Source organism: Stenotrophomonas sp. GL_111, from assembly GCF_057835245.1.
Window position 1 is genome coordinate 3,520,355 of the sequence record NZ_CM174421.1, and the last position, 24,854, is coordinate 3,545,208.

General features: G+C 67.8%; 30 protein-coding genes and 1 other RNA gene. 16 read left to right on the top strand and 15 right to left on the bottom strand.

The genetic code is table 11. The features are described 5' to 3' along the window. Positions 1–7: 7 nt before the first annotated feature. Positions 8–556 carry a UPF0149 family protein gene (locus AC3IPM_RS15620; RefSeq protein WP_489300948.1) on the bottom strand — a complete coding sequence of 183 codons (549 nt, stop codon included), beginning with the start codon at positions 554–556 and terminating at the stop codon, positions 8–10. 199 nt (positions 557–755) lie between these two features. On the opposite strand from AC3IPM_RS15620, the gene AC3IPM_RS15625 reads away from it, so the two are divergent. From AC3IPM_RS15625 to AC3IPM_RS15660, 8 genes are all read left to right on the top strand, one after another. Further along, complete coding sequence (locus AC3IPM_RS15625) at positions 756–977, top strand: TIGR02449 family protein (protein WP_489300950.1); 222 nt, start codon at positions 756–758, stop codon at positions 975–977. Then, positions 974–1,273, top strand: coding sequence for a cell division protein ZapA (locus tag AC3IPM_RS15630; RefSeq protein ID WP_489300952.1), 300 nt, complete (start codon positions 974–976; stop codon positions 1,271–1,273). The genes AC3IPM_RS15625 and AC3IPM_RS15630 overlap by 4 nt, the downstream gene beginning before the upstream one ends. 102 nt (positions 1,274–1,375) lie before the next feature. Beyond that, positions 1,376–1,560: non-coding RNA, 6S RNA (gene ssrS / locus AC3IPM_RS15635), on the top strand. Positions 1,561–1,642: 82 nt separating this feature from the next. Beyond that, complete coding sequence (locus tag AC3IPM_RS15640; RefSeq protein ID WP_489300954.1) at positions 1,643–2,245, top strand: 5-formyltetrahydrofolate cyclo-ligase; 603 nt, start codon at positions 1,643–1,645, stop codon at positions 2,243–2,245. Positions 2,246–2,253: 8 nt separating this feature from the next. Continuing rightward, on the top strand, positions 2,254–2,730 hold the full coding sequence (locus AC3IPM_RS15645) for an EVE domain-containing protein (RefSeq protein ID WP_489300956.1): 477 nt from the start codon (positions 2,254–2,256) through the stop codon (positions 2,728–2,730). 27 nt (positions 2,731–2,757) lie between these two features. Beyond that, positions 2,758–3,405, top strand: a complete 648-nt coding sequence (rpiA, locus tag AC3IPM_RS15650) for a ribose-5-phosphate isomerase RpiA (RefSeq protein WP_489300958.1) — start codon at positions 2,758–2,760, stop codon at positions 3,403–3,405. A gap of 49 nt (positions 3,406–3,454) precedes the next feature. Next, the gene (locus tag AC3IPM_RS15655) at positions 3,455–3,907 is read left to right on the top strand and encodes a DUF192 domain-containing protein (RefSeq protein WP_489300960.1); all 453 of its coding nucleotides are present in this window, start codon (positions 3,455–3,457) and stop codon (positions 3,905–3,907) included. Positions 3,908–4,017: 110 nt separating this feature from the next. Beyond that, a complete protein-coding gene (locus tag AC3IPM_RS15660) occupies positions 4,018–4,863 on the top strand; it encodes a SirB1 family protein (RefSeq protein ID WP_489300962.1) in 846 nt (281 codons plus the stop codon). Positions 4,864–4,911: 48 nt separating this feature from the next. Here AC3IPM_RS15660 and AC3IPM_RS15665 read toward each other — a convergent pair whose 3' ends face one another. Then, complete coding sequence (locus AC3IPM_RS15665; protein ID WP_256776021.1) at positions 4,912–5,103, bottom strand: rubredoxin; 192 nt, start codon at positions 5,101–5,103, stop codon at positions 4,912–4,914. A gap of 71 nt (positions 5,104–5,174) precedes the next feature. On the opposite strand from AC3IPM_RS15665, the gene thiE reads away from it, so the two are divergent. Next, on the top strand, positions 5,175–5,810 hold the full coding sequence (gene thiE, locus AC3IPM_RS15670; RefSeq protein WP_489300964.1) for a thiamine phosphate synthase: 636 nt from the start codon (positions 5,175–5,177) through the stop codon (positions 5,808–5,810). Between the two features lie 16 nt (positions 5,811–5,826). Next, a complete protein-coding gene (gene hemL, locus AC3IPM_RS15675) occupies positions 5,827–7,116 on the top strand; it encodes a glutamate-1-semialdehyde 2,1-aminomutase (protein ID WP_489300966.1) in 1,290 nt (429 codons plus the stop codon). A gap of 84 nt (positions 7,117–7,200) precedes the next feature. Here the strand turns inward: hemL and azu are convergent, their stop codons facing one another. Continuing rightward, positions 7,201–7,662, bottom strand: a complete 462-nt coding sequence (gene azu, locus AC3IPM_RS15680; protein ID WP_489300968.1) for an azurin — start codon at positions 7,660–7,662, stop codon at positions 7,201–7,203. A 109-nt stretch (positions 7,663–7,771) separates the two neighbouring features. On the opposite strand from azu, the gene AC3IPM_RS15685 reads away from it, so the two are divergent. Continuing rightward, positions 7,772–8,383: an HAD-IA family hydrolase gene (locus AC3IPM_RS15685; protein WP_489300970.1), complete on the top strand. Its 612-nt coding sequence runs from the start codon at positions 7,772–7,774 to the stop codon at positions 8,381–8,383. 48 nt (positions 8,384–8,431) lie between these two features. Here the strand turns inward: AC3IPM_RS15685 and AC3IPM_RS15690 are convergent, their stop codons facing one another. Beyond that, a complete protein-coding gene (locus tag AC3IPM_RS15690) occupies positions 8,432–9,661 on the bottom strand; it encodes an acetylornithine transaminase (protein ID WP_489300972.1) in 1,230 nt (409 codons plus the stop codon). Positions 9,662–9,725: 64 nt separating this feature from the next. Between AC3IPM_RS15690 and AC3IPM_RS15695 the strand changes: the two genes are divergently transcribed. After that, positions 9,726–10,598 carry an ion transporter gene (locus AC3IPM_RS15695; protein ID WP_489300974.1) on the top strand — a complete coding sequence of 291 codons (873 nt, stop codon included), beginning with the start codon at positions 9,726–9,728 and terminating at the stop codon, positions 10,596–10,598. 28 nt (positions 10,599–10,626) lie between these two features. Here AC3IPM_RS15695 and AC3IPM_RS15700 read toward each other — a convergent pair whose 3' ends face one another. Then, positions 10,627–11,442, bottom strand: coding sequence for an SDR family oxidoreductase (locus AC3IPM_RS15700; protein WP_489300976.1), 816 nt, complete (start codon positions 11,440–11,442; stop codon positions 10,627–10,629). Between the two features lie 78 nt (positions 11,443–11,520). After that, a complete protein-coding gene (locus tag AC3IPM_RS15705; RefSeq protein WP_489300978.1) occupies positions 11,521–12,183 on the bottom strand; it encodes a phosphotransferase in 663 nt (220 codons plus the stop codon). 103 nt (positions 12,184–12,286) lie between these two features. On the opposite strand from AC3IPM_RS15705, the gene AC3IPM_RS15710 reads away from it, so the two are divergent. Then, positions 12,287–14,299, top strand: coding sequence for a bifunctional DedA family/phosphatase PAP2 family protein (locus tag AC3IPM_RS15710; protein WP_489300980.1), 2,013 nt, complete (start codon positions 12,287–12,289; stop codon positions 14,297–14,299). Here AC3IPM_RS15710 and AC3IPM_RS15715 read toward each other — a convergent pair. From AC3IPM_RS15715 to AC3IPM_RS15725, 3 genes are all read right to left on the bottom strand, one after another. Beyond that, complete coding sequence (locus tag AC3IPM_RS15715; protein WP_489300982.1) at positions 14,276–14,857, bottom strand: LON peptidase substrate-binding domain-containing protein; 582 nt, start codon at positions 14,855–14,857, stop codon at positions 14,276–14,278. The two genes, AC3IPM_RS15710 and AC3IPM_RS15715, sit on opposite strands and share 24 nt — an antisense overlap. Before the next feature lie 13 nt (positions 14,858–14,870). After that, entirely contained in the window at positions 14,871–16,235 is a 1,365-nt protein-coding gene (gene mpl / locus AC3IPM_RS15720) for a UDP-N-acetylmuramate:L-alanyl-gamma-D-glutamyl-meso-diaminopimelate ligase (protein ID WP_489300984.1), read from the bottom strand. 327 nt (positions 16,236–16,562) lie between these two features. Then, entirely contained in the window at positions 16,563–17,126 is a 564-nt protein-coding gene (locus AC3IPM_RS15725) for an adenylate kinase (protein ID WP_489300986.1), read from the bottom strand. A 140-nt stretch (positions 17,127–17,266) separates the two neighbouring features. Between AC3IPM_RS15725 and AC3IPM_RS15730 the strand changes: the two genes are divergently transcribed. Beyond that, positions 17,267–18,523: a 6-phosphofructokinase gene (locus tag AC3IPM_RS15730; protein ID WP_489300988.1), complete on the top strand. Its 1,257-nt coding sequence runs from the start codon at positions 17,267–17,269 to the stop codon at positions 18,521–18,523. A 53-nt stretch (positions 18,524–18,576) separates the two neighbouring features. Here the strand turns inward: AC3IPM_RS15730 and AC3IPM_RS15735 are convergent, their stop codons facing one another. Further along, positions 18,577–19,080 (bottom strand): hypothetical protein, encoded by a 504-nt coding sequence (locus tag AC3IPM_RS15735; protein ID WP_489300990.1) that lies wholly within the window; start codon positions 19,078–19,080, stop codon positions 18,577–18,579. A gap of 296 nt (positions 19,081–19,376) precedes the next feature. Here AC3IPM_RS15735 and AC3IPM_RS15740 point away from each other — a divergent pair, with 296 nt between their 5' ends. Beyond that, complete coding sequence (locus tag AC3IPM_RS15740) at positions 19,377–21,404, top strand: sodium-translocating pyrophosphatase (RefSeq protein WP_489300992.1); 2,028 nt, start codon at positions 19,377–19,379, stop codon at positions 21,402–21,404. 44 nt (positions 21,405–21,448) lie between these two features. On the opposite strand, the gene AC3IPM_RS15745 is transcribed toward AC3IPM_RS15740, so the two are convergent. Genes AC3IPM_RS15745 through AC3IPM_RS15765 form a run of 5 tightly spaced genes read right to left on the bottom strand, consistent with a single transcriptional unit; the run spans position 21,449 to position 24,380 of the window. After that, positions 21,449–22,189: an energy transducer TonB gene (locus AC3IPM_RS15745; RefSeq protein ID WP_489300994.1), complete on the bottom strand. Its 741-nt coding sequence runs from the start codon at positions 22,187–22,189 to the stop codon at positions 21,449–21,451. Beyond that, complete coding sequence (exbD, locus tag AC3IPM_RS15750; protein WP_489300996.1) at positions 22,186–22,611, bottom strand: TonB system transport protein ExbD; 426 nt, start codon at positions 22,609–22,611, stop codon at positions 22,186–22,188. Before exbD ends, AC3IPM_RS15745 begins: the two co-directional genes overlap by 4 nt. 10 nt (positions 22,612–22,621) lie before the next feature. Then, positions 22,622–23,368 carry a tonB-system energizer ExbB gene (gene exbB / locus AC3IPM_RS15755; RefSeq protein ID WP_489300998.1) on the bottom strand — a complete coding sequence of 249 codons (747 nt, stop codon included), beginning with the start codon at positions 23,366–23,368 and terminating at the stop codon, positions 22,622–22,624. Then, the gene (locus AC3IPM_RS15760; RefSeq protein ID WP_489301000.1) at positions 23,343–23,756 is read right to left on the bottom strand and encodes a YbaN family protein; all 414 of its coding nucleotides are present in this window, start codon (positions 23,754–23,756) and stop codon (positions 23,343–23,345) included. Before AC3IPM_RS15760 ends, exbB begins: the two co-directional genes overlap by 26 nt. Positions 23,757–23,792: 36 nt before the next feature. Further along, on the bottom strand, positions 23,793–24,380 hold the full coding sequence (locus AC3IPM_RS15765) for a biliverdin-producing heme oxygenase (protein ID WP_489301002.1): 588 nt from the start codon (positions 24,378–24,380) through the stop codon (positions 23,793–23,795). A gap of 191 nt (positions 24,381–24,571) precedes the next feature. On the opposite strand from AC3IPM_RS15765, the gene AC3IPM_RS15770 reads away from it, so the two are divergent. Further along, the gene (locus AC3IPM_RS15770) at positions 24,572–24,829 is read left to right on the top strand and encodes a DUF2789 domain-containing protein (RefSeq protein ID WP_489301004.1); all 258 of its coding nucleotides are present in this window, start codon (positions 24,572–24,574) and stop codon (positions 24,827–24,829) included. The last annotated feature ends 25 nt before the right edge of the window (positions 24,830–24,854 follow it).

Below are 24,854 nucleotides of genomic sequence, written 5' to 3' on the forward strand. Positions count from 1 at the left end.
ATCCATCTCAGTTCAGGCGCTGCCGGTGGCGCGCCGCCATCACGCAGTCGCCGTGCAGCAACAGCACCGCTACGCGGATGAACTCTTCGATTTCGGCCAACGCGTCTTCATCGTCGTCGTTGCCACTCTCGAAATCCTCGCTGGAGGCCTGGGCCAGCTTGGCCAGGTCGTTGAGCGCTTCCTCGCCCTCTTCGGACAGGGTCGGCCGCTGGCCGCCGGCGCCCAGCCCGAAGCCGCCCAGGAACGAGCGCGCCCAGCTGAACATCGCATCGGCCTGCGCGGCGGTGTCGCTGGCATCGCTGAGCAGCAGTTCAAAGGCGAAGTCGCGGTCTTCCAGCTGCGCCACGCTGGCGTTGAGCAGGCGCGACAGGGCATCACCGTCGACCGGAGTCGGCAGGTTGTCGTCGGCCAGCACCCGCGCCGGCCATTCAGCTACCGGCGCACCGCCGGCGGACAGCCAGCCGCACAGGCCGCCGTGGAGTTCAGCGGCGCTGGCGCCCAGGCCCGCGGCCTGGCTGGCCTGGTTTACGTCGTCGACACTCGGAAGTTCGGTCATCTGGAAGGCTCGATCAGTAAAGGTGCCACCGCAGCCGATCACTACGGTTTATGAGGCCCACAGTGTAGCAATCCACCGCTACGCTCCGGCTCGGGATCGCCCCGCGCGACGGTCCTGGCCGGGCCGGGCCACCGATCGCCCGGGTGCCCCGTCATTATTCGCTTGACCGCCTCCACCGCCCTTGCCTATGGTGCCGAACATGGAACCTTCCGACGCCATCGCCCAGTTGCAGGCCTTCACCGCCCGCGTGGAGGCGTTGCTGGAGCGCAACCAGCGCCTGGCCGAGGAGAACCGCAGCCTGCGCCACCAGCAGGAACAGCTGGTCGCCGAGCGCTCCACGCTGCTGGCCAAGAACGAGCAGGCCCGTTCCCGGGTGGAAGCGATGATCACCCGGCTCAAATCCCTGGAGCAGCACACATGAGCCAGACCGAACCGGTCAGTGTCCGTATCCTGGATCGCGAATACACCGTGGGCGTGGGCGCCGAGGAACGCGAAAGCCTCACCGCGGCGGCCCGCCTGCTCGACGCCAAGATGCGCGAGATCCGTGGCAGCAACCGCATGGCCGCGGTGGACCGGGTGGCCGTGCTGGCCGCGTTGAACCTGGCCCACGAACTTCAGCAGCTGCGCGATGAGCACGCCCGGCAGGCGATCACCCTGCAGCAGACGCTGGGCGATCTGAACCGGCGGCTGGATCGGGCGATTGACGGCGCCAATTGAAGCCGCGTTGATCAACACGCGTTTTTCATCGATCTGAATTCAGGTGCAATCCGACCGACGAACGGCCTATCCCTTGGCGCGTGCTTGGCTATAATGGCCACGCGTTCTCTGCTGTGAACGACGGCGTGTGCAAACATTCGCCTTGTCCCTTAATTACGACCACGGGTGCGCGACGGCGCCGGGAGTGCAGGTCCGCCTTGTAGCGGGAAGCCCGAAGGAACCCCAGCGTACCCACTTGAACCCCGGGTTCAAGGTCGTTTCGCACGCATCGTCACCGCGGAGAATGCAGTATTCCTGCAAGAGCGACGTTCCACTGGAACGTCGCTCTTGTTTTATCCGCCGCCCCCGCAGGACGCCCCGGACCCAGGCATGACCGACCCGCGCTCCGCACTGCGCCAGCAGCTGCGCCAACGCCGCCGTGATATTCCCGCCGCGCAACGCCTGGCTGCCGCCGAGCACTTGGCCGATGCCCTGCTCGCGCTGCCCTTCGCCCCCACCCAGGGGTTCGTCGCCGGCTACTGGGCCGTGGAGGGTGAGATCGCCCTGCACCGCTGGCAGATGCGCTTGCCTGCCACGCTCTCCTACTGTCTGCCGGTGTTGTCCGGCGAGACCCTGCGCTTCGCGCCGTGGCGGCCGGGCCAGCCCCTCACCGCCAACCGTTTCGGCATTCCCGAACCCGATCTGGACCCCGCCGACACCCTCGCACCGGAGCAGATGGCGCTGGTGGCCACCCCGCTGGTCGGGTTCGACGCGCAGTGCCGTCGGCTGGGCATGGGAGGCGGCTGGTATGATCGCAGCTTCGCATTCCGCCACCAGCGCCCGGCCCCGCCGTGGCTGGTCGGGGTCGGCTTCTCGGTCCAGCAGGTCGATGACCTGCCCGTGCAACCGTGGGATGTCGGCGTCGATGCGATCTGCACCGAACTGACCACCCTTGTTCCCATCCCGGCCCCCGGTCGGCACCCACTCCGATAAATCGACGCATGACCGCACGCAAGCGCTACTGGCTGATGAAGTCCGAACCGGACGCCTTTTCCATTGATGATCTGCAGCGTGTCGGCCGCGAGCCCTGGAACGGTGTGCGCAACTACCAGGCGCGCAATTTCATGCGCGATGGCATGAAGGTTGGCGACGGGGTGCTGTTCTACCACTCCAACACCAAGGTGCCCGGCATCGTCGGGCTGGCCACGGTGGCCAGCGAGGCCTACCCGGACGAGACCCAGTTCGATGCGACATCGGACTACCACGACCCCAAGGCCACCCGCGAGGAACCGCGCTGGCTGCTGGTCGACGTCGCCTTCGAACGCAAGCTGCGCGACACCATTTCGCTGGACGAGATCAAGCTGCACGCCGATGCGCTGGGCGAAGGTTTTCCGCTGACCGCTCGCGGCAACCGCCTCTCGATCCTGCCGGTGACCGCAGCGCAGTGGAAGCTGCTGCTGTCGCTGGAAAAGCACTGACCCCCTTTCCCTCAAGAGTTTCCCGCGATGTCCGAAGCCAAGCGCCTGGCCGCTGAAAAAGCCCTGGAATACGTCGAAGACGGCATGATCGTCGGTGTCGGCACCGGGTCCACCGTTGCCTACTTCATCGATGGCCTGGCCCGCATCAAGCACCGCATCAAGGGCACCGTGTCCAGCTCCGAACAGAGCACCGCGCGCCTGCGCGAGCATGGCATCGAAGTGATGGAGCTCAACCACACCGGCAATCTGTCGCTGTACGTGGACGGCGCCGACGAGTGCGATGGCAACAAGTGCCTGATCAAGGGCGGCGGTGCCGCACTGACCCGCGAGAAGATCATCGCCGAGGCCAGCGAGCGCTTCGTGTGCATCATCGACCCGAGCAAGCAGGTGCCGGTGCTGGGCAAGTTCCCGCTGCCGGTGGAAGTGATCCCGATGGCGCGCAGCCTGATCGCCCGCCGCATCATGGAGATGACCGGCGGCCAGCCGGTCTGGCGCGAAGGCGTGGTCACCGACAACGGCAACGTGATCCTGGACATCCACCACCTGCAGATCATCGACCCGGTCAAGCTCGAGCGCGACCTCAACCAGCTGCCTGGCGTGGTCTGCGTGGGCCTGTTCGCGCGGCGTCCGGCCGACGTGGTGATCATCGGTGGCGAACCGCCGAAGGTAGTCTGATCCTGTGGCCGGCACCTGCGTGCCGGCCCTCTTTCCCGAGGTTCCGCGTATGTCCTTGATGCGTCTGCTGCCGCTGCTGCTGTTGCTTGCCCTGTCCGGTTGCGCCAGCACCGGTGCCCGTCATTGGGTGGAACTGGGCGGCGCCCGTTACCAGGTCGAACTGGCCACCACGGATGACACCCGCGCGCGCGGGCTGATGTTCCGCGACCAGATGCCGGCCGACCACGGCATGCTGTTCCTGCACGACCGCCAGGAACTGCAGGCGTACTGGATGAAGAACACCAAGATCGCGCTGGACATCCTGTACTTCGACGAACAGCGCCGGCTGGTCAGCCAGCAGCGCGACGTGCCGCCGTGCTCGGCCGGCGACCGCTGCCCGCCTTACCCCAGCAGCGGCCCGGCCCGCTACGTGCTGGAACTCAACGCCGGCCAGGCCGAAAAACTGGGCCTGCAGGATGGCGCCGAGATCACCTTCGGCCCCGGCATCGCCGACCGTCCGTGACCCCGCTGACGGCAGGCCGTTGATCGCGGATCGACGGCCTTGCCGACGGGGTGCGGATTTTCACGCAACACCGCTTGAAACGCGCCGCATTTGTCGCCAGTCTGTAGGCCATGCAGGGGCAGATCACATTGCCGACGTGGGATTCACTGGCCGAGCTGGACGACGAGGCCCTGCCCTTGTTGCCGACCGCGCTGCTGATCGCGCAGGACGAGTACCCGGACCTGGATCCGAAGGTGTATGACGCGCTGGTGCAGAGCCACGCCGACCACCTGCGTACGGAAGTGGACACCATCGAGCACTGGCCGCTGAAGATCGCCGCGGTCAACCGCCACCTGTTCGACGAGCTGGGCTACGGCGGCGACCACGGCGAGTACTACGACCCGCGCAACAGCTACCTCAACCAGGTGTTTGAACGCCGCCTGGGCAACCCGATTTCACTGGCGCTGGTGCAGATGGAAGTCTCGCGTCGGCTCGGCATCCCGCTGGACGGCGTGTCCTTCCCCGGCCACTTCCTGGTGCGGCTGCCGGTGGATGACGGCGTGCTGGTGATGGACCCCTACAACGGCGGGCGCCCGCTGGACGTGGAAGAACTGCGCGAGCGCGCGCGCTCGCACCTGGGTGGCGAAGTGCCCGACGACCAGGTGCTGGCGCAGATTCTGGATGCCGCCCCGGCCCGTGCGATCCTGATGCGGATGCTGCGCAACCTGCATGGCGTGTACGTCGAGCGCGGCGAATGGGACCGCGCCGCACGCAGCGCCGACCGCCTGCTGAAACTGGCGCCCGAACAGGACGATGCCCTGCGCGACCGCGGCATGGCCTACCTGCAACTGGACTACCAGGCCGGTGCGCACCGCGACCTGGGCCTGTACCTCAAGCGCAATGCGCAGGCCACCGATGCACAGTGGGTGCGCGAGAAGCTGGTGGAGATCGGCGGCTATACGCCGCGGCTGCACTGACGGCGGTGCGCGGTTGCCGAGCATGGCTCGGCACTACCGGTTCTACGGTCAATCGACCTCGACCATCTCGAAATCGTCCTTGGTCACGCCGCAGTCCGGGCAGGTCCAGGTGTCGGGAATGTCTTCCCAGCGCGTGCCCGGCGCGATGCCCTCTTCGGGCAGGCCCTCTTCTTCCCTGTACAGAAACCCGCAGACAACGCACATCCAGGTGCGGAAGGTGGTGGCGGTGGCATCGGTCATCGGATAATCACGGCTGGACAAGACTGGCAGCGGCCATTGTCCCACTCCCGTCGTGCTACCGGTAGCCACCGATGACTTCTGCTTCAACCGCTTCCCCGCGCCCCCGTGGCGTCTACCTGATCACCCCCGACACGGCCGACACCGCCGGTCTGCTGGCGCGCACCGCGCCGCTGCTGGCAGCCGGGGCGACCTGGCTGCAGTACCGCAACAAGACCGCCGATGCCGCCCTGCGACACGAACAGGCCACGGCGCTGCAGGCGCTGTGCGCGCAGCACGGGGTGCCGTTGATCATCAACGACGACCCGCAGCTGGCCCATACCGTGGGTGCGGCCGGCGTGCACCTGGGCGGCACCGATGGCGACATCGGCGCGGCCCGCGCCCTGCTCGGCCCGGCCGCCATCATCGGCGCGTCCTGCTACGACCAGCTGGCCAATGCCGAGCGCGCGGTCGCCGCCGGTGCCAGCTACGTGGCCTTCGGCGCGTTCTTCCCGACCACCACCAAGGTCACCAGCAGCCGCGCCACCCCCGAGCTGCTGCGGCAAAGCGCCGCACTGGGCGTGCCGCGGGTGGCGATCGGCGGGCTGAGCCCGGACAATGTGGGTCCCCTCATCGCTGCCGGCGCCGATCTGGTGGCCGTGGTCAGCGGCATCTTCGCCGCCGACGACCCGGTGGCCGCCCAGCGCGCCTACCTCGCCCAGTTCCCGTGATCCCCAGGAAAGCCCCATGAACCACGACCAGTCCCACGCCCTGTTCACCCGCGCCCAGAAGCTGCTGCCAGGCGGCGTCAACTCGCCGGTGCGCGCGTTCAAGTCGGTCGGCGGTGAGCCGTTCTTCGTGCAGCGTGCCGATGGCCCGTACCTGTATGACGTCGACGGCAACCGTTACATCGACTACGTCGGTTCGTGGGGCCCGATGATCGTCGGCCACAACCACACCGCGGTGCGCCAGGCGGTGAAACAGGCGATCGGCAATGGCCTGTCCTTCGGCGCCCCCTGCGAGGCCGAAGTGATCATGGCCGAGACCCTGACCCGCCTGATTCCGTCCTGCGAAATGGTGCGCATGGTCAACTCCGGCACCGAAGCCACGCTGTCGGCGATCCGGCTGGCGCGCGGTGCCACCGGACGCAACCGCATCGTCAAGTTCGAAGGCTGCTACCACGGCCACGGCGACTCGTTCCTGGTCAAGGCCGGCAGCGGCATGTTGACCCTGGGCGTGCCGACCTCGCCGGGCGTTCCGGCCGGCCTGAGCGAATTGACCCTGACCCTGCCCTACAACGATTTCGATGCCGCCACCGCACTCTTCGCCGAACAGGGCGCGGACATCGCCGGGCTCATCATCGAGCCGGTGGTCGGCAACGCCAACTGCATTCCGCCGCGCGAGGGCTACCTGCAGCACCTGCGGGCGCTGTGCACGCAGTACGGCACGCTGCTGATCTTCGACGAAGTGATGACCGGCTTCCGGGTCGCCCTCGGCGGTGCGCAGGCGTACTACGGCATCACCCCGGACCTGACCACCTTCGGCAAGATCATCGGTGGCGGTATGCCGGTGGGCGCCTACGGCGGTCGCGCCGACCTGCTCTCGCAGATCGCCCCGGCCGGCCCGATCTACCAGGCCGGCACGCTCAGCGGCAATCCGGTGGCCATGGCCGCCGGCCTGGCGATGCTGGAGCTGATCCAGGAACCGGGCTTCCACGTCCGCCTCAGCGCCGCCAGCGCGCGCCTGTGCGCCGGGCTGGAAGCGGCAGCTGCCGAAGCGGGCGTGGCGGTGACCACCAACCAGGTCGGCGCGATGTTCGGGCTGTTCTTCACCGATGAAAAGGTCGAGACCTACGCCCAGGCCACCGCCTGCGACATCGGCGCCTTCAACCGCTTCTTCCACGCGATGCTCGAGCGTGGCGTGTTCCTGGCGCCGTCGGCCTACGAGGCCGGCTTCATGTCCAGCGCGCACGACGACAGCGTCATCGACGCCACCATCGCCGCCGCCCGCGAAGCCTTCAAGGTCGTCAAAGGCTGATCGAACGCGGTGGGTGACGATCGTTGGCGGTGGGTGACGACTGTTGGTCGTCACACCGTCAACCGGCCGTTTCGCTTTCGGTCTTCAACCGAAAACGAAACGGCCTTTCATCATCGCGAAGTGGCCGGGGAACGAGCAGAAGAACGTGTAGTCCCCGCCCTTGCTGAGCTTGGCGGTGGAGAAGGTGATGGTGCTGCTCTGGCCACCACCGATCACCGGGGTGTGCGCCAACACGCGGGCATCGCCCTTGGGCAGATAGCTGTCGGCCAGCGTCTTGCGCATCCCGGCCATCGCCACCGGCTGGTAGTCGGCCGCACGGGTCAGTACCCAGTTATGCCCCATCGCCGTGGCGGCCAGCTTGCCGGTATGGCGCAGGGTCAGTTTGACCTGGGTGCAGTCAGCGCCCACCTTGATCTCCGTCTGGCTGAAACGCATCTGGTCGGTGCTGTCGATGCTGACCGCACAAACGCGGGCATGCGCAGCCGGGGCCAGCATCAGGCCGGCAAGCAACACGGGGGCAAGCAGTTTCACGGCACTCTCCAACATTCAGTCAGCTGAATTCTAGACAGCTGCCGCCGGTGCAGCGTGCGACGCGATGTCGCAGCAACGCGCCCGTCTGGGGTACGGTCAGCATTGGACCTGCTCGAGCGTTGCGATGCCCCTTGCCGTGGACTGCCTGCTACTGGACTTCGATGGCGTACTGGTGCGCTATGCGCGGCATCTGCGCGTGCAGCATCTGGCTTCCCGCACCGGCTGCACCGCCGCGCAGGTGCAGGCCGCACTGTTCGACAGTGGGCTGGAACAGGCGCATGACGCCGGGCTGGACAGCGCGGTCTATCTACAGCAGTTGGGAGAGGCCCTGCACACACCCGTCAGCATTGCGCTCTGGCAGGACGCACGGATTGCCGCGTCGCTGCCACAAACCGGCGTGATCGAGCGAGTGCAACGTGTAGCCCGTGACCACCCGATCGCGATCCTGACCAACAACGGCGCGTTGCTGGCCGACGTGGTGCCGCGCCTGCTGCCCAGCCTGGCCGATGCGCTGCACGGGCGCATCCTGTGCAGCGGTGCGCTGGGTGTACGCAAGCCGGACCCGGCGGTGTTCACCCGGGCGATGGCGCTGCTGGGCGCACGCCCGGAGCGCACGCTGTTCATCGATGATCTGTTCGTCAATGTGCGGGGCGCACGCAGCGCCGGACTGCTGGCCGAGACCGCCGATGACAGCCGCACGTTTGGCAAGGTGTTGAAGCGGTATGGGTTGGGGTGAGAGGCGTGCCGACCAACGGTCGGCACCCACCGCATCCACCGTATTGCGTCAGCGCGCGGCGATGAATGCCGCGATGGCCGCGCGCAGGCGCTTGAGGCCTTCGGCGATTTCTTCATCGGTGATGTTCAGCGACGGCACGAAGCGCAGCACGTCCGGGCCCGCCTGCAGGGTCAGCAGGCCCTGCTCGGCGGCGTGGTCGAGGATGGCACCGGCCTGGCCGGCGAAATCCTGGTCCAGCACTGCACCCAGCATCAGGCCACGGCCACGGACCTGGCTGAACACCTTGAACTCGTCGTTGAGCTTGCCCAGCCCATCGCGCAGCGCCTGCGACTGGCGGCCCACGTTGTGCCCGATCTCCGCCGAGGACAGCTTGCGCAGCGCCACACGCGCCACCGCCGCGGCCAGCGGATTGCCACCGAAGGTGGTGCCGTGCGCGCCGAACTGCATGACCTCGGCCACCTTGGGCCCGGCCAGCATGGCGCCGATCGGGAAGCCACCGCCCAGCGCCTTGGCCAGGGTCACGATGTCCGGCTTGATCCCGTCCTGCCAATGCGCGAACAGGGTGCCGGTGCGGCCCATGCCGACTTGGATTTCATCGAGCACCATCAGTGCGTTGTGCTGGTCGCACAGCTCGCGGATGCGCTGCATGAAGCCCGGCTTGGCCGGCATCACGCCGCCCTCGCCCTGGATCGGCTCCAGCATCACCGCAGCGACGTCACCGGCGGCCATCGCGGTTTCCAGCTGCACGTCATCGTTGAAATCGACATAGCGGAAGCCGGCGGGCAGCGGCTCGTAGCCTTCCTGGTACTTGGGCTGCGCGGTGGCGGTCACCGTGGCCAGGGTGCGGCCGTGGAAGCTGCCGCGGAAGGTCACGATCACCCGCTGGTGGGCCGGGCGGCCCTGCGCGGCGGCCCACTTGCGCACCAGCTTGATCGCCACTTCATTGGCTTCGGCGCCGGAATTGCACAGGAACACCCGTTCGGCGAAGCGCGAGGCGGTGACCAGTTCTTCGGCCAGGCGCAGCGGCGGTTCGCTGTAGAACACGTTGCTGGTGTGCCAGAGCTTGCCGGCCTGCTCGACCAGCGCCGCGGTCAGGTCCGGGTCGTTGTGGCCCAGCCCGCACACGGCGATGCCGGCGGACAGGTCGATGAATTCACGCCCCTGGGTATCCCAGACGCGCGCGCCCTGGCCGCGCTCGAGCACCACCTGGCGCGGTTTGTAGACCGGCAGGTAGTAATGCGACAGGGACAACAGCGGGTCGGTGGCAGCGGCAGTCATGGCAGTCAGGGTCCGGGAAAGACCCCATTCTCGCGCTTCCACCGGCTGGGGCACAATGCAGGCCATGCGACCCCTCAGTGCTCCCCAGCTCAACCCCGCGACCGAGACCGGCTGGCGCCGCCGCTGGTTCGACATCATCTACCGCCACGACACCCGGCGCTCGCGCAATTTCGACCTGCTGCTGGTCTACGCCATCATCGCCAGCGTGCTGGTGGTGATGTTCGACAGCGTGCAGCGCTTCCACACCGCCCACGCCGAGTGGCTGTATGTGCTGGAGTGGGGCTTCACCATCCTGTTCACCGCCGAGTACGTGCTGCGCCTGGCGGTGGTGAAGCGGCCGCTGCGCTACGCGTTCAGCATCTGGGGCATCATCGATGTGGCCTCGATCCTGCCCACCTACCTGTCCTTGTTCATCCCCGGCGCGCAGAGCCTGCTGGTGGTGCGTGCGCTGCGTATCCTGCGCGTGTTCCGCATCCTCAAGTTGACCCGCTACATCGAGGAAAGCGGCATCCTGATGGAGTCGCTGTGGCGCAGCCGGCGCAAGGTGCTGTTGTTCCTGTTCACGGTGGTCACCATCACGATCATCGCCGGCACCATGATGTACGTCATCGAAGGCCCCAATCACGGCTTCACCAGCATCCCCAGCAGCATGTACTGGGCGGTGGTGACCATGGCCACGGTGGGGTTCGGCGACATCGTGCCGCAGACCGTGCTGGGCCGCTTCGTCACCTCGGTGCTGATCCTGATCGGCTACAGCATCATCGCCGTGCCCACCGGCATCTACACCGCCGAGCTGGCCAGCACCATGCGTGATGCCGAACTGGCCGCGCGCCGGGATGCGCGCGGCTGCCCGCATTGCGGGCTGGAAGGGCACGAACCGGACGCACGCCATTGCCGCCGCTGCGGTGAAGCGCTGCCGGAAACGTTCAACCAGTGATACCGGCGCTGGCCTCGGCCAGCGGGGGTTACAGGAACAGATCCGGCAGCAGTTGACGCGTCGGATCCACCGCATAGCCGCTCAGGTCGGTGATACCGGCCTGCGCCAGCACCTCGTCATCGATCAGGAACTGGCCGCTGAAACCGGCCGCATCGCGGGTGAGCACCGCATGCGCGGCATCGGCCAGGATCGCCGGCGTGCGGCAGGCGGCGGCGTCGACGCCGGGAATCATGTTGATCGCGTCGGTGGCGATGATCGTGCGCGGCCACAGCGCATTGACCGCCACGCCCTGCGGGCCGAATTCGGCGGCCAGACCGAGGGTGACGAAGCTCATGCCCATCTTGGCCAACGTATAGCCGGTGTGCGGGCCCCACCACTTCGGGTCCAGGCTTGGCGGCGGGCACAGCGTGAGGATGTGCGGATTGGGCGCCTGCAGCAGGTGCGGCAGGCAGGCCTGCGCGCACAGGAAGCTGCCGCGCGAATTGACCTGCTGCATCAGGTCGAACCGCTTCATCGGCGTATCCAGAGCGCCGCGCAGCCAGATCGCGCTGGCATTGTTGACCAGGATGTCGATGCCGCCAAAGGTATCCACGGTTGCAGCGACGGCGGCGCGCACCTGGTCTTCTTCGCGGATATCGCACTGCAGGGCCAGGCCCTGGCCACCGGCCGCGGTCACCGCCTCGGCTGCCGTGTGGATGGTGCCCGGTAGTTTCGGATTGGGTACCGACGACTTGGCCGCGATCGCCACATTGGCACCGTCGCGTGCCGCGCGCAGGGCGATGGCCAAGCCGATGCCGCGCGAGGCGCCGGTGATGAAGAGGGTCTTGCCTTGCAGACTGGCCATGCGGATGTCCTCGTTGCGATCACGGTAGAGGGACATTATGCCGCGCACGCCGTTCTGCGATGGTGATCCGCGCGTCGCTCAGGGCTTCGGCCCCTGCCCTTCGTTGTCTTCCCAATGCAGGATCCTGCGGGTGACGAAGCGGTAGACCGGCTTGCCGGTGCGGAACCACAGATCGCGTACCCACGAGGTGCGCTTGAGCAGGCGCTTTTCCACCGGAGTGAGATGCTCGCGGCAGTACATGCGCTTGTGCTTGAGCAGGTGGCGCAGGTCTTCGCGGGCGAGCAGGCGCATCCAGCGCGAGCGCGGGTCGCCGATCACGGCCAGCTGGAAATCGATCAGCGCCGGCGAGCCGTCCTCGCGCACCAGCCAGTTGGCCTCCTTGGCCAGGTCGTTGTGCGCGATGCCATGCCGGTGCACCCGCTGCAGCAAGCGGCGCGCGGCGCGGAAGTAGGCCAGGTCGCCACGCGGCGGGCGCTGGTACATCGCGTCGCCGGCCATGAAGCTGCGGTCCAGCCAGCGCCCGTTCCAGGCCAACAGCGTCGGCGTATCGGCCATGCCGCCCAGGTGGGCCAGCGCGCGTGCTTCGCGCCGGGCCAGCCACCAGGCCGGCAGCCGCAGCCACCACGGCGTTGCCTCCAGGTCACGGCGGACGAACCGCTGGCCGTCCTGCTCGATCAGCAGGATGCGGCCGAAGCTGTCGGCTTTGAGCGCGTGCGGGGCAGGATCAACGGGCAGGTTCATGCCGCCATTCTAGGCGGGCGGTCACGTTGATGACGGAACGATGTCGCCGAAAGCGGCGTTCTGGCCGGGAGTCAGTCACTTTCACACCCCTATAATCGGCCGCATGGACTCATCATGGATCGATGCCACGCTTGCGTGGATCGCAACTAACCCCGTGCTTGCCGGTGCGGTCATCTTCCTCATCGCCTTCTGCGATGCGGTCATCGTGCTGGGCGCGATCGTGCCCGCGTTGCCGTTGCTGTTCGCCGTGGGTGTGTTCATCGGCCTGGGCCAGATCTCCGGGCCCTACGCGGTCGCCTGTGCGGCATTGGGCGCGTTTGCCGGTGATGGCATCAGTTACTGGATCGGGCGGCGCTGGGGCGACCGCCTGCGCGGGGTCTGGCCGTTCAGCAAATATCCGCAACTGCTCGACCGTGGCGAAACCATGTTCCGCCGCAACGCCTTCAAGAGCATCCTGGTGGCGCGCTACGTGGGCGCGATCCGCCCGTTCGTGCCGGCCATCGCCGGCATGATGAACATGCCGGCCAGCCGTTATATGCAGGCCAGCGCCATCGCCAGCCTGTCCTGGGCGGTGTTGTTCCTGGCCCCGGGCTGGGTGCTGGGCGAGGCCTACGATGCGGTGGCCGCCGTGGCCGGCCGCTTGGTGATGGTGCTGGGGCTGCTCGGCATCCTGATGGGGCTGGTCTGGGCGATCGTGCTGTACGGCTATCGCTGGTCGGCCGCGCGCATGGACAGCTGGTTGGCCGGGCTGCTGCGCTGGTCGCAGCGTCACCCGACCCTGGGCCGCTATTCGGTGGCGGTGTTCGACCCGCAACGACGTGAATCGGTGCCGCTGGCAATGCTGGCCTTGATGCTGCTGTTGCTGGGCTGGTGCTGGTTCGCCCTGCTGATGGCGGTGGTGGCCCACGGCGAGCCGCTGCGGCTGGACCTGGCCGTGCACCACGCGATGCTCGCCCTGCGCAACCCGCTGGCCGACTACCCGATGGCCGCGCTGGCCTCGTTGGGGGCGTGGCAGGTGCTGCTGCCCGCCACCGCGGTCGGCATGGGGTATCTGATCTGGCGCCGGCGCTGGATGGCCGCCGGCCACTGGCTGGCCGCCCTGGCCTTCGGCCTGGCCCTGTGCAAACTGCTGGGCGCCACCGTGCACGTGGTACGCCCGCCGGATGCGAGCAGTGGCTTCGGTTTCCCGTCGGTGTCGGTGACCATGGCCACCATCACCTTCGGTTTCTTCGCGGTGCTGATCGCCCGCGAGCTGCCCGGGCGCACGCGGGTGTGGCCGTACCTGCTCTCGGGCATCGTGGTCAGCCTGATCGGCTTCGCCCGGTTGTACCTGGGCGCGCACTGGCTCAGTGACGTCATCGGCGGCATGTTGTTCGGCATCTTCTGGCTGCTGGTGCTGGGCATCGCCTACCGCCGCCGCTTCAACCGCTCCTTCTGGGTCAAGCCGGTGGCGTGGCTGTTCTACGGCACCTTCGCGCTGGCCGCGCTGTGGTACGCGCCGCGCAATATCCCGCTGAAACTGGCCCGCTTCGAGCCGGCCCAGCCGGCCCTGGTCGAACTGGCCGCGCAGGCCTGGTGGCAGCAGGACTGGCAGCAGCTGCCGGCCCGCCGCAATGAATTCGACGACGACCAGCGCTGGCCGCTGGACGTGCAGGTCGCCGGGCCGCTGGCCCCGCTTCGCCAACGTCTGGAAAGCCAGGGTTGGCGCGTGCAGCCGCAGGCCGGTTGGCAGCAGGCCCTGCTGATGCTGGACAAGTCGGCCACGCCGGAACAGGTACCGGTGCTGCCGGCCACGCTGGACACCCAGGTCGAATCGCTGCTGATGCTGCGCGCCGGCAATGCGCCGAACGAGATCTTCGCACTGCGCCTGTGGCCGGCCCCGGCCCGCCTGCAACCGGGCAACCAGCCGCTATGGCTGGGCAGTGCGCAGACCCTGCACTACCAGCAGCATTTCCACCTGATCGGAATGTGGCGGCCGATGCGCGGCATCGATCCGTCGCTCAAAGCCGTGCGCGATGCACTGGACGGCCTGCCGCAGCAGGTGGACACGCATCCGGAAACGCAGATGCCGGTGTTGCGGGTGCGCACGTCGTTACCCGGGAATCCAGCCCAGTAAGTCCTGCAGGCGATCGTGCGGATCGTCCTGCTGCAGCAACTGCACCCGCTGCGATTCGTCCAGCGGCAGCAGTTCGGCGAGCCGCCAGCCCACCCACGCCGCCTGTTCCAGCTGCGCCGGGTGGACCGGCGCGAAGGCCGCGCCGGCCTGTTCGATGATGTGTTCCAGCAACGTGGCCAGCAGCGCGTGCTCGGGGCGCAGTTCGTCGTCGTGGTCGGGCGCGGCCCATTCCACATCGGCCAGGATCAGGCCGTTGTCGCGGATGCGGGTGCGCAACACGTGGAAGCGGCGTTGGCCACGCAGGCGCAGCACCAGCACGCCGTCGGCACCGACATCGAAATCTTCGACCCGCGCCTCCACCCCGTAGGCGGCCGGCACCGCCGGCGCACCCACTTCATCCCCTTCCAGGATCAGGCAGACGCCGAAGTTCGACTCCTGCTGGCCGCAGTCGCGCAGCATGTCCAGGTAGCGGCGTTCGAACACCCGCAGCCCCAACGCGGCGCCGGGCAGCAGCACCGCGTGCAGCGGGAACAGCGGCAGTGAAGCGGTATCGGTCATGACATGCCCCGGCTCACGGCTGCTGCAGCTGCGCCAGGAAGCGGCGCGGTGCACCGTCGAAACCGCCGTTGGACATGAACACCACATGGTCGCCGGGCTGCACCGTAGTGCCCAGCTGTGCCAACAGCGCGTCGGTATCGGGCACCGCGTGTGCCTGCCCGCGCACCGCGGCGATCACCGCAGCCGCGTCCCAAGCCAGTTCCGGACGGTGCAGGAACACCACCGCATCGGCCAGGTCCAGCGACGGTGCCAACGCCTGCGCATGGGCACCGAGCCGCATCGAATTGCTGCGCGGTTCCATCGCCACCACGATCCGGGCCGCGCCGACCTTGGCCCGCAGGCCTTCCAGCGTGGTGTGGATGGCGGTGGGATGGTGGGCGAAATCGTCGTAGATGGTGACGTCGCGGGCCTGCCCGATCACTTCCAGGCGGCGCTTGACGCTGCGGAAACGGGCCAGCGCGGGGATCACCGTGGCCAGCTCGACCCCGACCGCATGCGCGGCGGCGAGCGCAGCCAAGCCGTTGAGCACGTTGTGCCGGCCCAGCAGCGGCCACTGCACCTCGCCCACCGGCTGGCCGCGATGGTGCACCACGAACGCGCTGCCATCGGCATTGCGCAGTTCGGCGTGCCATTCCAGCGACGGGTCGAAACCAAAGCGTTCCACCGGCGTCCAGCAGCCCATCGCCAGCACGTCGGCCAGGAAGGCGTCTTCGCCGTTGACGATCAACCGCCCGCGCGCCGGTACCGTCCGGATCAGGTGATGGAACTGGCGCTGGATCGCGGCCACGTCCGGGAAGATGTCGGCGTGGTCGTATTCCAGGTTGTTGAGGATCGCCACCAGCGGCCGGTAGTGTACGAACTTGCTGCGCTTGTCGAAGAACGCGGTGTCGTACTCATCCGCTTCCACCACGAACGCGCGGCCCTGCCCGATGCGCGCCGAGACACCGAAGTCTTCGGCGACGCCGCCGATCAGGAAGCCCGGCTCACGCCCGGCGGCCTGCAGCAGCCAGGTCAGGATGGTGGTGGTGGTGGTCTTGCCGTGGGTGCCGGCCACGGCCAGCGTGTCGCGGCCCGGCAGCACCTGCTCGGACAGCCACTGCGCGCCGGAGATGTAGCGCTGGCCGGCATCGAGTACCGCTTCAACGGCCGGGTTACCGCGCGAAAGTGCGTTGCCGACGATCACCTCGTCGCAGTCACTTGCCACGCTGTCGGCCCGATAGCCGGGGTCCAGCGCGATGCCCAGCTGTTCCAGCTGGGTGGACATCGGCGGATAGATCGCCTGGTCGCTGCCATGGACCGTATGGCCCAGTTCCCGCGCCAGCGCGGCCACGCCGCCCATGAAGGTGCCGGCAATTCCAAGGATGTGAATCTTGCTCATGCGTTGGATTGTCACCGATCACCCGCACCGATGGGTATCGTCGTCAGACAATCCCTCAATCGACTATGGGAAAAATTCTCTGGGTGTCGGGGAATCCCCGATAGCGATGTACTGTGAAGACGGACACAATTCAGCTGGCCAGCCGCAGTACCCCATTGGTCCTACTCCCCAAGAGGCCATCCCCAGGGGAGCTCATGCTGCGGGGCCCTGAGCAAGCCCCTCCGCTGGCACCTTCAACCGCACGCCTGGTCCTTTCGAGGGCCGGGCGTGTGCGTTTCCAGGGGTAGCACGAGGCGGGCCGGCGCTGCCGGAGCAGCGCCAACGGGCTCAGCCGTGGATCGCCACGCGGATGCGCGCTTCCACGTCATCCAGCTCGCCCACGCCATCGACACGGGCCAAGGTGCCGCGACCGGCATAGAAGTCCACCACCGGGGCGGTCTGGTCATTGAAGACCTGCAGACGCTGACGCACCGATTCGGGGTTGTCGTCGGCACGGCCCTGTTCGGCCGCACGGCCGGCGATGCGCTCGACCAGCAGTTCGGTCGGCACGTCCAGCTGCACCACCGCATCGAGCGGCTGGCCGATCTTGGCCAGCAGGGTATCCAGCGCATTGGCCTGGGCCACGTTGCGCGGGTAACCGTCGAGGATGAAGCCGTTGGCCACATCGGCCTGGCCCAGGCGCGATTCGAGCATGCCAAGCAGGATGTCGTCGGACACCAGGTTGCCGGCGTCCATCACGGCCTTGGCCTGCTTGCCCAGCTCGGTGCCTGCAGCCACTTCGGCACGCAGCAGATCGCCGGTGGAAATGTGCGCAATCGCGAGATGTTCCTTCAGGCGCGTCGCCTGTGTCCCCTTGCCCGAACCGGGCGGTCCCAACAGAACCAATCGCATCAACCTGACTCCAACTTGGTAAAAAAAGAAAGGGCGCGCGCCCCGGGGTTGTCCACAATCACGCTGCACCGCAATACGCGCACTTTACCCCATACCGGTAATGTCTCTGCAATGTCCCTCCCCCGCCCCCAGGTGAAATGATGTCCAAAGGTACCTTGCTCTACGCCCAGTCAGGCGGCGTCACCGCCGTGATCAATGCCACCGCTTCGGCGGTCATCAGCACCGCCAGGGCCAAGGGAATCAAGGTCTTGGCCGCGCGCAACGGCATCCTCGGCGCGCTCCGCGAGGACCTGATCGATACCACCCGCGAGTCGGCGGCGGCGATCGCCGCGCTGGCCCATACCCCGGGCGGGGCGTTCGGCTCATGCCGCTACAAGCTCAAGTCACTGGAGGCCGACCGGGCCAAGTACGAGCGCCTGCTCGAGGTGCTGCGCGCGCACGACGTGCGCTGGTTCCTCTACAACGGCGGCAACGATTCGGCCGATACGGCCTGGAAGGTCTCCCAGCTCGCCAAGGCCTTCGACTACGACCTGACCTGCATCGGCGTGCCCAAGACCATCGACAACGACCTGGCGGTGACCGACACCTGCCCGGGCTTCGGCTCGGCGGCCAAGTACACCGCCGTCTCGGTGCGCGAAGCGGCGCTGGACGTGGCCGCGATGGCCGAGACCTCCACCAAGGTGTTCGTCTACGAGGCGATGGGCCGCCACGCGGGCTGGCTGGCCGCCGCCGCCGGGTTGGCCGGTGACGGCCCCGATGCCGCGCCGCACATCATCCTGCTGCCCGAACGCGCCTACGACGAAGCCGCGTTCCTGGCCAAGGTCAAGCAGGTGGTCGAGCGGGTGGGCTACTGCGTGGTGGTGGCCTCGGAAGGCATCCAGACCGCCGAGGGCCGTTTCGTCGCCGATGCCGGTGGCGGCAAGGATTCCTTCGGGCATACCCAGCTCGGCGGGGTGGCCTCGCAACTGGCGGCCCGGGTCAAGGACGCGCTGGGCTACAAGGTGCACTGGACCCTGCCCGACTACCTGCAGCGCTCGGCCCGCCACCTGGCTTCCAAGACCGATTGGGACCAGGCGCAGGCGGTCGGCAAGGCTGCGGTGCAGTTCGCATTGAAGGGCCAGAACGCGGTGATGCCGGTGATCGTGCGCACCAGCGACAAGCCCTACCGCTGGAAGATCGAGGCGGCGCCGCTGCACAAGGTGGCCAACCACGAGAAGAAGATGCCGGCCGGCTTCATCCGTCGCGATGGCTTCGGCATCACCGAGAAGGCGCGTGCGTACCTGTCGCCGTTGATCAAGGGTGAGGCGCCGCTGCCGTACGGCAATGACGGCCTGCCCAAGTACGTGACGCTGAAGAACGTCGCGGTGAAGAAGAAGCTGCCCGCGTTCGAGGCCTGACAAACCCCGCTGGTGTCGGCCAACGGCCGGCACCAGCGATGCAATTGCCCGGGTCAGTTGCAGGCCTTGCCTTCCACCGTCATCTGCGCGGCGAACATCGGAATCTGCGCGATCTTGCCGGCCGCGGCCTGCTTCTTGGCGTCCTCCAGATAGATCCGCGACTGGCCCTGCCCGTCCAGCTCGGCCTTCTGGTTGACCGGCATACGCCACACCCGCACCACCGCCTGCTGCGCCGGGCACGCCGCGCTGGGGACCCGGATCACATCGTTGAGTTTCCAGCCCTTGGCCTCACTCGGCTGCGCCTTGGCGTAGTCGACAAAGCGCGCGCGCGGCTGGCATTGCTCGCTGGTGCGCACCACGGCGAATTTGTACGGCTGCGCCGCCTCACCGGTGAACACCCCTTCCAGGCGTGCGCAGGCTTCGGGGATCTGCCGCAGCGTATGCGCGGCGCCGACCGCCTGCGCCGCACCGGTTGCGCGCTGCAGCTCGGGGGTTTCGGCGGCAAGCGCTGACACGCTGGGGAGCAGCGCCAGCAGGAGCAGGTAACGGGTGTGCATGGCGGGACTCCAAGGCAAGGGATGGAGCGAGGCTGCCAGTGGGTGGCTGAACGGCGTGGCAAAGGCTGGGTTCGCAGCCTTGGAGGTGCGTGGTTGCCGGCCAGCGGCCGGCACTACTACCCGTCCGCGGGGGAATGCCCGCATACTCGGGGCACCAGGGATTGCTGAACACCGCCACACGCTTGACGACCGGGTACGGTCTGAACGGGTAGTTGGTCCAGGATTGCAGCCCGTTGTGCCCCCGCGTGGTGACGTTCATCCGTTGACTGGATGCCATCCATCACCCGGGAGGGGACATGCTGGAACGTTATGGGCTTTCTCTGGCGCTGTTCTGCGCCATCCTCGCGATTCTCTACGGCATCGTATCGGCACGCTGGATTCTGCGGCAACCGGCCGGCAATGCCCGCATGCAGGAAATCGCCGCCGCCATCCAGGAAGGCGCGCGCGCCTACCTCAACCGCCAATACCTGACCATCGGCATCGCCGGTGTCGTCCTGTTCGTCCTGGTCGGCATCTTCCTCAGCTGGTACACCGCCGTCGGCTTTGCGATCGGTGCGGTGCTGTCCGGTGCGGCCGGCTACATCGGCATGAACGTGTCGGTGCGCGCCAATGTGCGTACCGCCGAAGCCGCCCGCCACGGGCTCAGCGCCGCCATGGACGTGGCATTCCGCGGTGGCGCGATCACCGGCATGCTGGTGGTCGGGCTGGGCCTGTTGGGCGTGGCCGGTTACTACGCGGTGCTGCTGCGGCTGGGGCTGGATACCGCGCAGGCGCTGCATGCACTGGTCGGGCTGGCGTTCGGTTCGTCGCTGATCTCGATCTTCGCCCGTCTGGGTGGTGGCATCTTCACCAAGGGTGCCGACGTCGGTGCCGACCTGGTCGGCAAGGTGGAGGCCGGCATTCCCGAAGACGATCCGCGCAACCCGGCGGTGATCGCCGACAACGTCGGTGACAACGTCGGCGACTGCGCCGGCATGGCAGCCGACCTGTTCGAGACGTACGCGGTGACGGTGATCGCCACCATGCTGCTCGGCAGCCTGATGATCGCCGAGGCCGGACGCAACGCGATCCTGTACCCGCTGGTGCTGGGCGGGGTGTCGATCATCGCCTCGATCATCGGCACACTGTTCGTCAAGGTGAAGCCGGGCGGCTCGATCATGGGCGCGCTGTACAAGGGCGTGATCGTGTCGGGCGTGCTGGCGGCGATCGCGTTCTATCCGATCACCCTGCAGCTGATGCCCGACAACAGCCATGGCGCGCTGAACCTGTACTTCTGCGCCTTGATCGGGCTGGTGCTGACCGGGTTGATCGTGTGGATCACCGAGTACTACACCGGCACCCAGTACAAGCCGGTGCAGCATGTGGCGCAGGCATCCACCACCGGCCACGGCACCAACATCATCGCCGGGCTCGGCGTGTCGATGAAGTCGACCGCGCTGCCAGTGATCGCGGTGTGCGCGGCGATCTGGCTGGCGCACTACTTCGGTGGCCTGTACGGCATTGCCATCGCCGCCACCGCGATGCTGTCGATGGCCGGCATGATCGTGGCGCTGGACGCCTACGGGCCGATCACCGACAACGCCGGCGGCATCGCCGAAATGGCCGAGCTGCCCTCGGACATCCGCGCCATCACCGACCCGCTCGATGCGGTGGGCAACACCACCAAGGCGGTGACCAAGGGCTATGCGATCGGCTCGGCGGCGCTGGCGGCACTGGTGCTGTTCGCCGATTACACCCACAACCTGCAGGCAGCCAATCCCGGCGAAGTGTTCGCCTTCGACCTGTCCGACCACACGGTGATCATCGGCCTGCTCATCGGCGGTTTGATTCCCTACCTGTTCGGCGCGATGGCGATGGAAGCGGTGGGCCGTGCCGCCGGTGCGGTAGTGGAGGAAGTGCGCCGTCAGTTCCGCGAGATCCCCGGGATCATGGAAGGCACCGGCAAGCCGCAGTACGACCGCGCGGTGGACATGCTGACCCGCTCGGCGATCCGCGAAATGATCGTGCCCTCGCTGCTGCCGGTGGCGGTACCGGTGGTGGTGGGCCTGCTGCTGGGGCCGCGCGCACTGGGCGGCCTGTTGATCGGCACCATCGTTACCGGCCTGTTCGTGGCGATCTCGATGACCACCGGTGGCGGTGCCTGGGACAACGCCAAGAAGTACATCGAGGATGGCCACTTCGGCGGCAAGGGCAGCGAGGCGCACAAGGCGGCGATTACCGGTGATACGGTCGGCGATCCCTACAAGGACACCGCCGGCCCGGCGATCAACCCGTTGATCAAGATCATCAACATCGTGGCATTGCTGCTGGTGCCGTTGCTGTAATCGGGCCAGGTGCCGACCCACGGTCGGCACCGCCCCTCCCGCAGTCAACGCCCGCGACGAATCTGGAACACCACCGGCACCATCACCTCGACTGGATCGCCAATCACATCCGCCGGCGGTGGCGGCACCGGGCTGCCACGACGCACGGTCTCCAGCGTTTCGGCATCCAGCAGCGGATGCCCGCTGCTCTGGCCCACGCGGATGTTGCTGGCATTGCCCTGCCGGTCCACCGCGAAGCGCACATAAGCCACGCCCTGCTGGCGCAGGCGCTCGGCGCTGTGCGGGTAGCGGCGATGCCGCTCCAGGTGGCCCAGCAACAGGCCCTGCCAGGTCACCACGGCGGCCTGTTGGGCACCTGCGAGGGTCTGGGCGGCGGCATAGCGGTCCGAGGGCGGGGCCTGCACATCCGGCGGCGCCAGGGTCTGCGCGACGTTGACTGCATCGGCCGGCTGTTCTTCCCGACGCGGCGTCGGCCGTTGCTGCGAGGCGCGCTCCTGCGCGCGCGGCGACGGCGGCAGCACCAACGGGGGCTCCGGCCGCGGCTCGGGTTCGGCGCGGTGCTGTTCGGTCTGCTTCGGACCTTCGGCGATGTCGCTGGCCGGTACCGGCGGCGCTTCCGGCATGGGGGCCAATTCCACCTGCAGGGCATCGGCGGGCAGCGTCGCCGTCAGCGGCGGCGAACGCCCACCCCACCACAGCATCGCGCAGATGCCGGCGGCGTAAACAGTCAGCACGATGCCGAGGCTGCCTGCCCAGCGCAGCCGCGCGCCTGCCCGCGGACTCATGGTGCCGGTTGTTCCAGCCCGACCAGCGCCACCTTCAGGTAACCGGCCGCGCGCAGTGCGTTCATGCTCTGCATCAGGTCGCCATAAGGCACCGACTGGTCGGCACGCAGGTAGATACGCTGCTCCAGGTCACCCCCGGTCGCGGCGGCCAGCGCCGCGGGCAGGCCCGATGCGCTGACGTCGGCATCGTTGAGACGCAGCGAGCGGTCCGCCCGCACGGTCAGGAACACCGGTGCCTGCTCGCGCGGCTGCGGTGTGGCATTGCTGGTCGGCAGTTCGACGGCGGTATCCACCGTGGCCAGCGGCGCGGCGACCATGAAGATGATCAGCAGTACCAGCATGACGTCGATGAACGGGGTGACGTTGATCGCGTGGCTTTCTTCCAGGGCGTCATCGTCATGGCGCGCAGTGCGGATCGGCATGGCGGATCCCTCAGCGCGCAACGCGCACAAGCGCCGGGCCAGCGTGCACGGCCGCGCGGTCGAGATCACGCGACACCAGCTGCTGCACGGCCGCGGACAGATCGCCCAGCAAGGCGCGCAGCCCCGCCAGTACGCGGGTGAAGTGGTTGTAGATAACCACGGCGGGAATCGCAGCGACCAACCCCAGCGCCGTCGCCAGCAATGCTTCGGCGATGCCCGGCGCGACCACGGCCAGGTTGGTGGTGTTGGACTGGGCGATGCCGACGAAGCTGTTCATGATGCCCCACACGGTGCCGAACAACCCCACGAACGGCGCGATCGCACCGATGCTGGCGAGCACGCCGATGCCGCGTCGCGCCTGCCGCGCGCAGTCCAGTTCGATGCGCTCCAGCCGCGAGCCGATCCGCGCCTTGATGCCGCCCGCATCGACACCGGCCGGCGACAACCGCAGCTCGGTGTGTGCGGCTTCGATCAGGCGCTGCGCGGCAGGTGCCTGCAGGGCCGCATCGTCGTGCAACGGCGGCAGGTGCGCGCTTTGCAGCAGCAACGTACGTGCCCGGCGCAACTGCCCGGCCTGACGCGACAGCTCCCAGCCCTTGGCAATCAATACCGTCCAGGTGGCCACCGAGGCGATGGCCAGCCCGATCATCACCGCCTTGACCACCGCATCGGCGGCCAGGTACATGCCCCAGGGGGTGAGCGCGTGGGGCAGTGCCGCGGCAGCGGCGACGTCAGCGGTGAGAGTCATCATCAGCATCATCGGGAGAGAAAGGAACAACGGACAACGGCCGTGGTGCCGGCCGCGACAGCACATAGGCGGCGCTGGCCGCAAAGAACAGGCCGACCCCGAGCAGCAGCGTCCACGAGGGATGCGCGCCCCAGCAGAACATCGCAAACCCGAACGCCATGCCGCCGGCGGCAAACGCCTTGCCCTTGCGCGACACCGCGCCCTGCTCGCGCCATAGGCGCAGTGCCGGGCCATAGCGCGGGTGCTCGAGCAGCTTGCGTTCGAAACGCGGCGAACTGCGCGCGAAGCAGGCGACCGCCAGGATCAGGAAAATGGTGGTGGGCATCACCGGCAGCAACGCGCCGATCACGCCCAGTGCCACCATCACCCACCCCAGCCCGAACCAGAGCCAGCGCATCAGCGCGGGCTCCGCCGGCCAGGCAGGTGCAGGGCGTCAGGCGAATTCGATTTCGACATGGCCGTGCACGCTGCGGAAGGCTGCATCCGCGGCATCGATGACCTGCTGTTCCTGCGCCTCGCTCAGCGCCACACCATCGAGCGCGGCGGTGAACTCGCGCCAATGACGCGCGGCGCCGTCCGGATGCGCGGCCAGGTGGCGCGCGCCGAAATCGGCATCCAGGCCGAGCTTGGCCGCCATCTTGTACAGGATGGTGCCGCCCAGGTTGGAGCCCTCGGCAACGTACAGCCAGCCCAGCGCGGCCGGCAGCGCCAGGTCCGGGTCCAGCCGCATCGGCACCGGCGCTGGCAGGGTCTGTTCCAGATCCCCGAGGTCGCGGGCGATCAGCGGCAGGCGCCGACGCGTGTCCAGGTCCGGCAGCAGCGCATCCAGCGCCGCGTTGGCGTACAGCGCGTCGATGTCGCGGTGGAAGCGGTACTGCACGCGCAGGAAGCGCGCGAACTGTTCGCGGCTGGCGAAGATGTCGCCGGCCATGATGCGCTTGTCCAGCGCGCCGTGACTGTCGCGCGTCGCGGTTTTCAGGCGCTGGCTGCGGGTGGCTTCAAGGGTATCGGTGGCGATCATGGCGTTCTGGCTGTGGGGGAGCGATGTACACCCGACCGGCGCGCGGAAGCGGCTGGCAGGTAGGGTCTGCAGTTGAGACGTCTGACACGTCAGCATCCCCAAGCCGGATTGCATGCGCATCGCACACCGATGACGCCATCACGGCGATACACCGATAATGGCGGCCTCGTACACCGCCAAGGCCCGCCATGATGATCACCACCGAACCGCGCATGACCAACCTGTTCCTGCAGTTGGGCCTGGACGCATCCGCCGAGGCCATCGCCGCGTTCATCCAGGCGCATCAGCTGCCCACCGACGTCGCCCTGGTCGATGCGCCCTACTGGAACGACGGCCAGCGCCAGTTCCTCGCCGAACAGCTCAAGTCCGATGCGGACTGGGCGATCATCGTCGATGAACTGAGCGAAGCGCTGCACGAGGCCGCAGTGCGACGCCAGACCGGGGTCTGATCGGCCACACCCGATACGACGACGG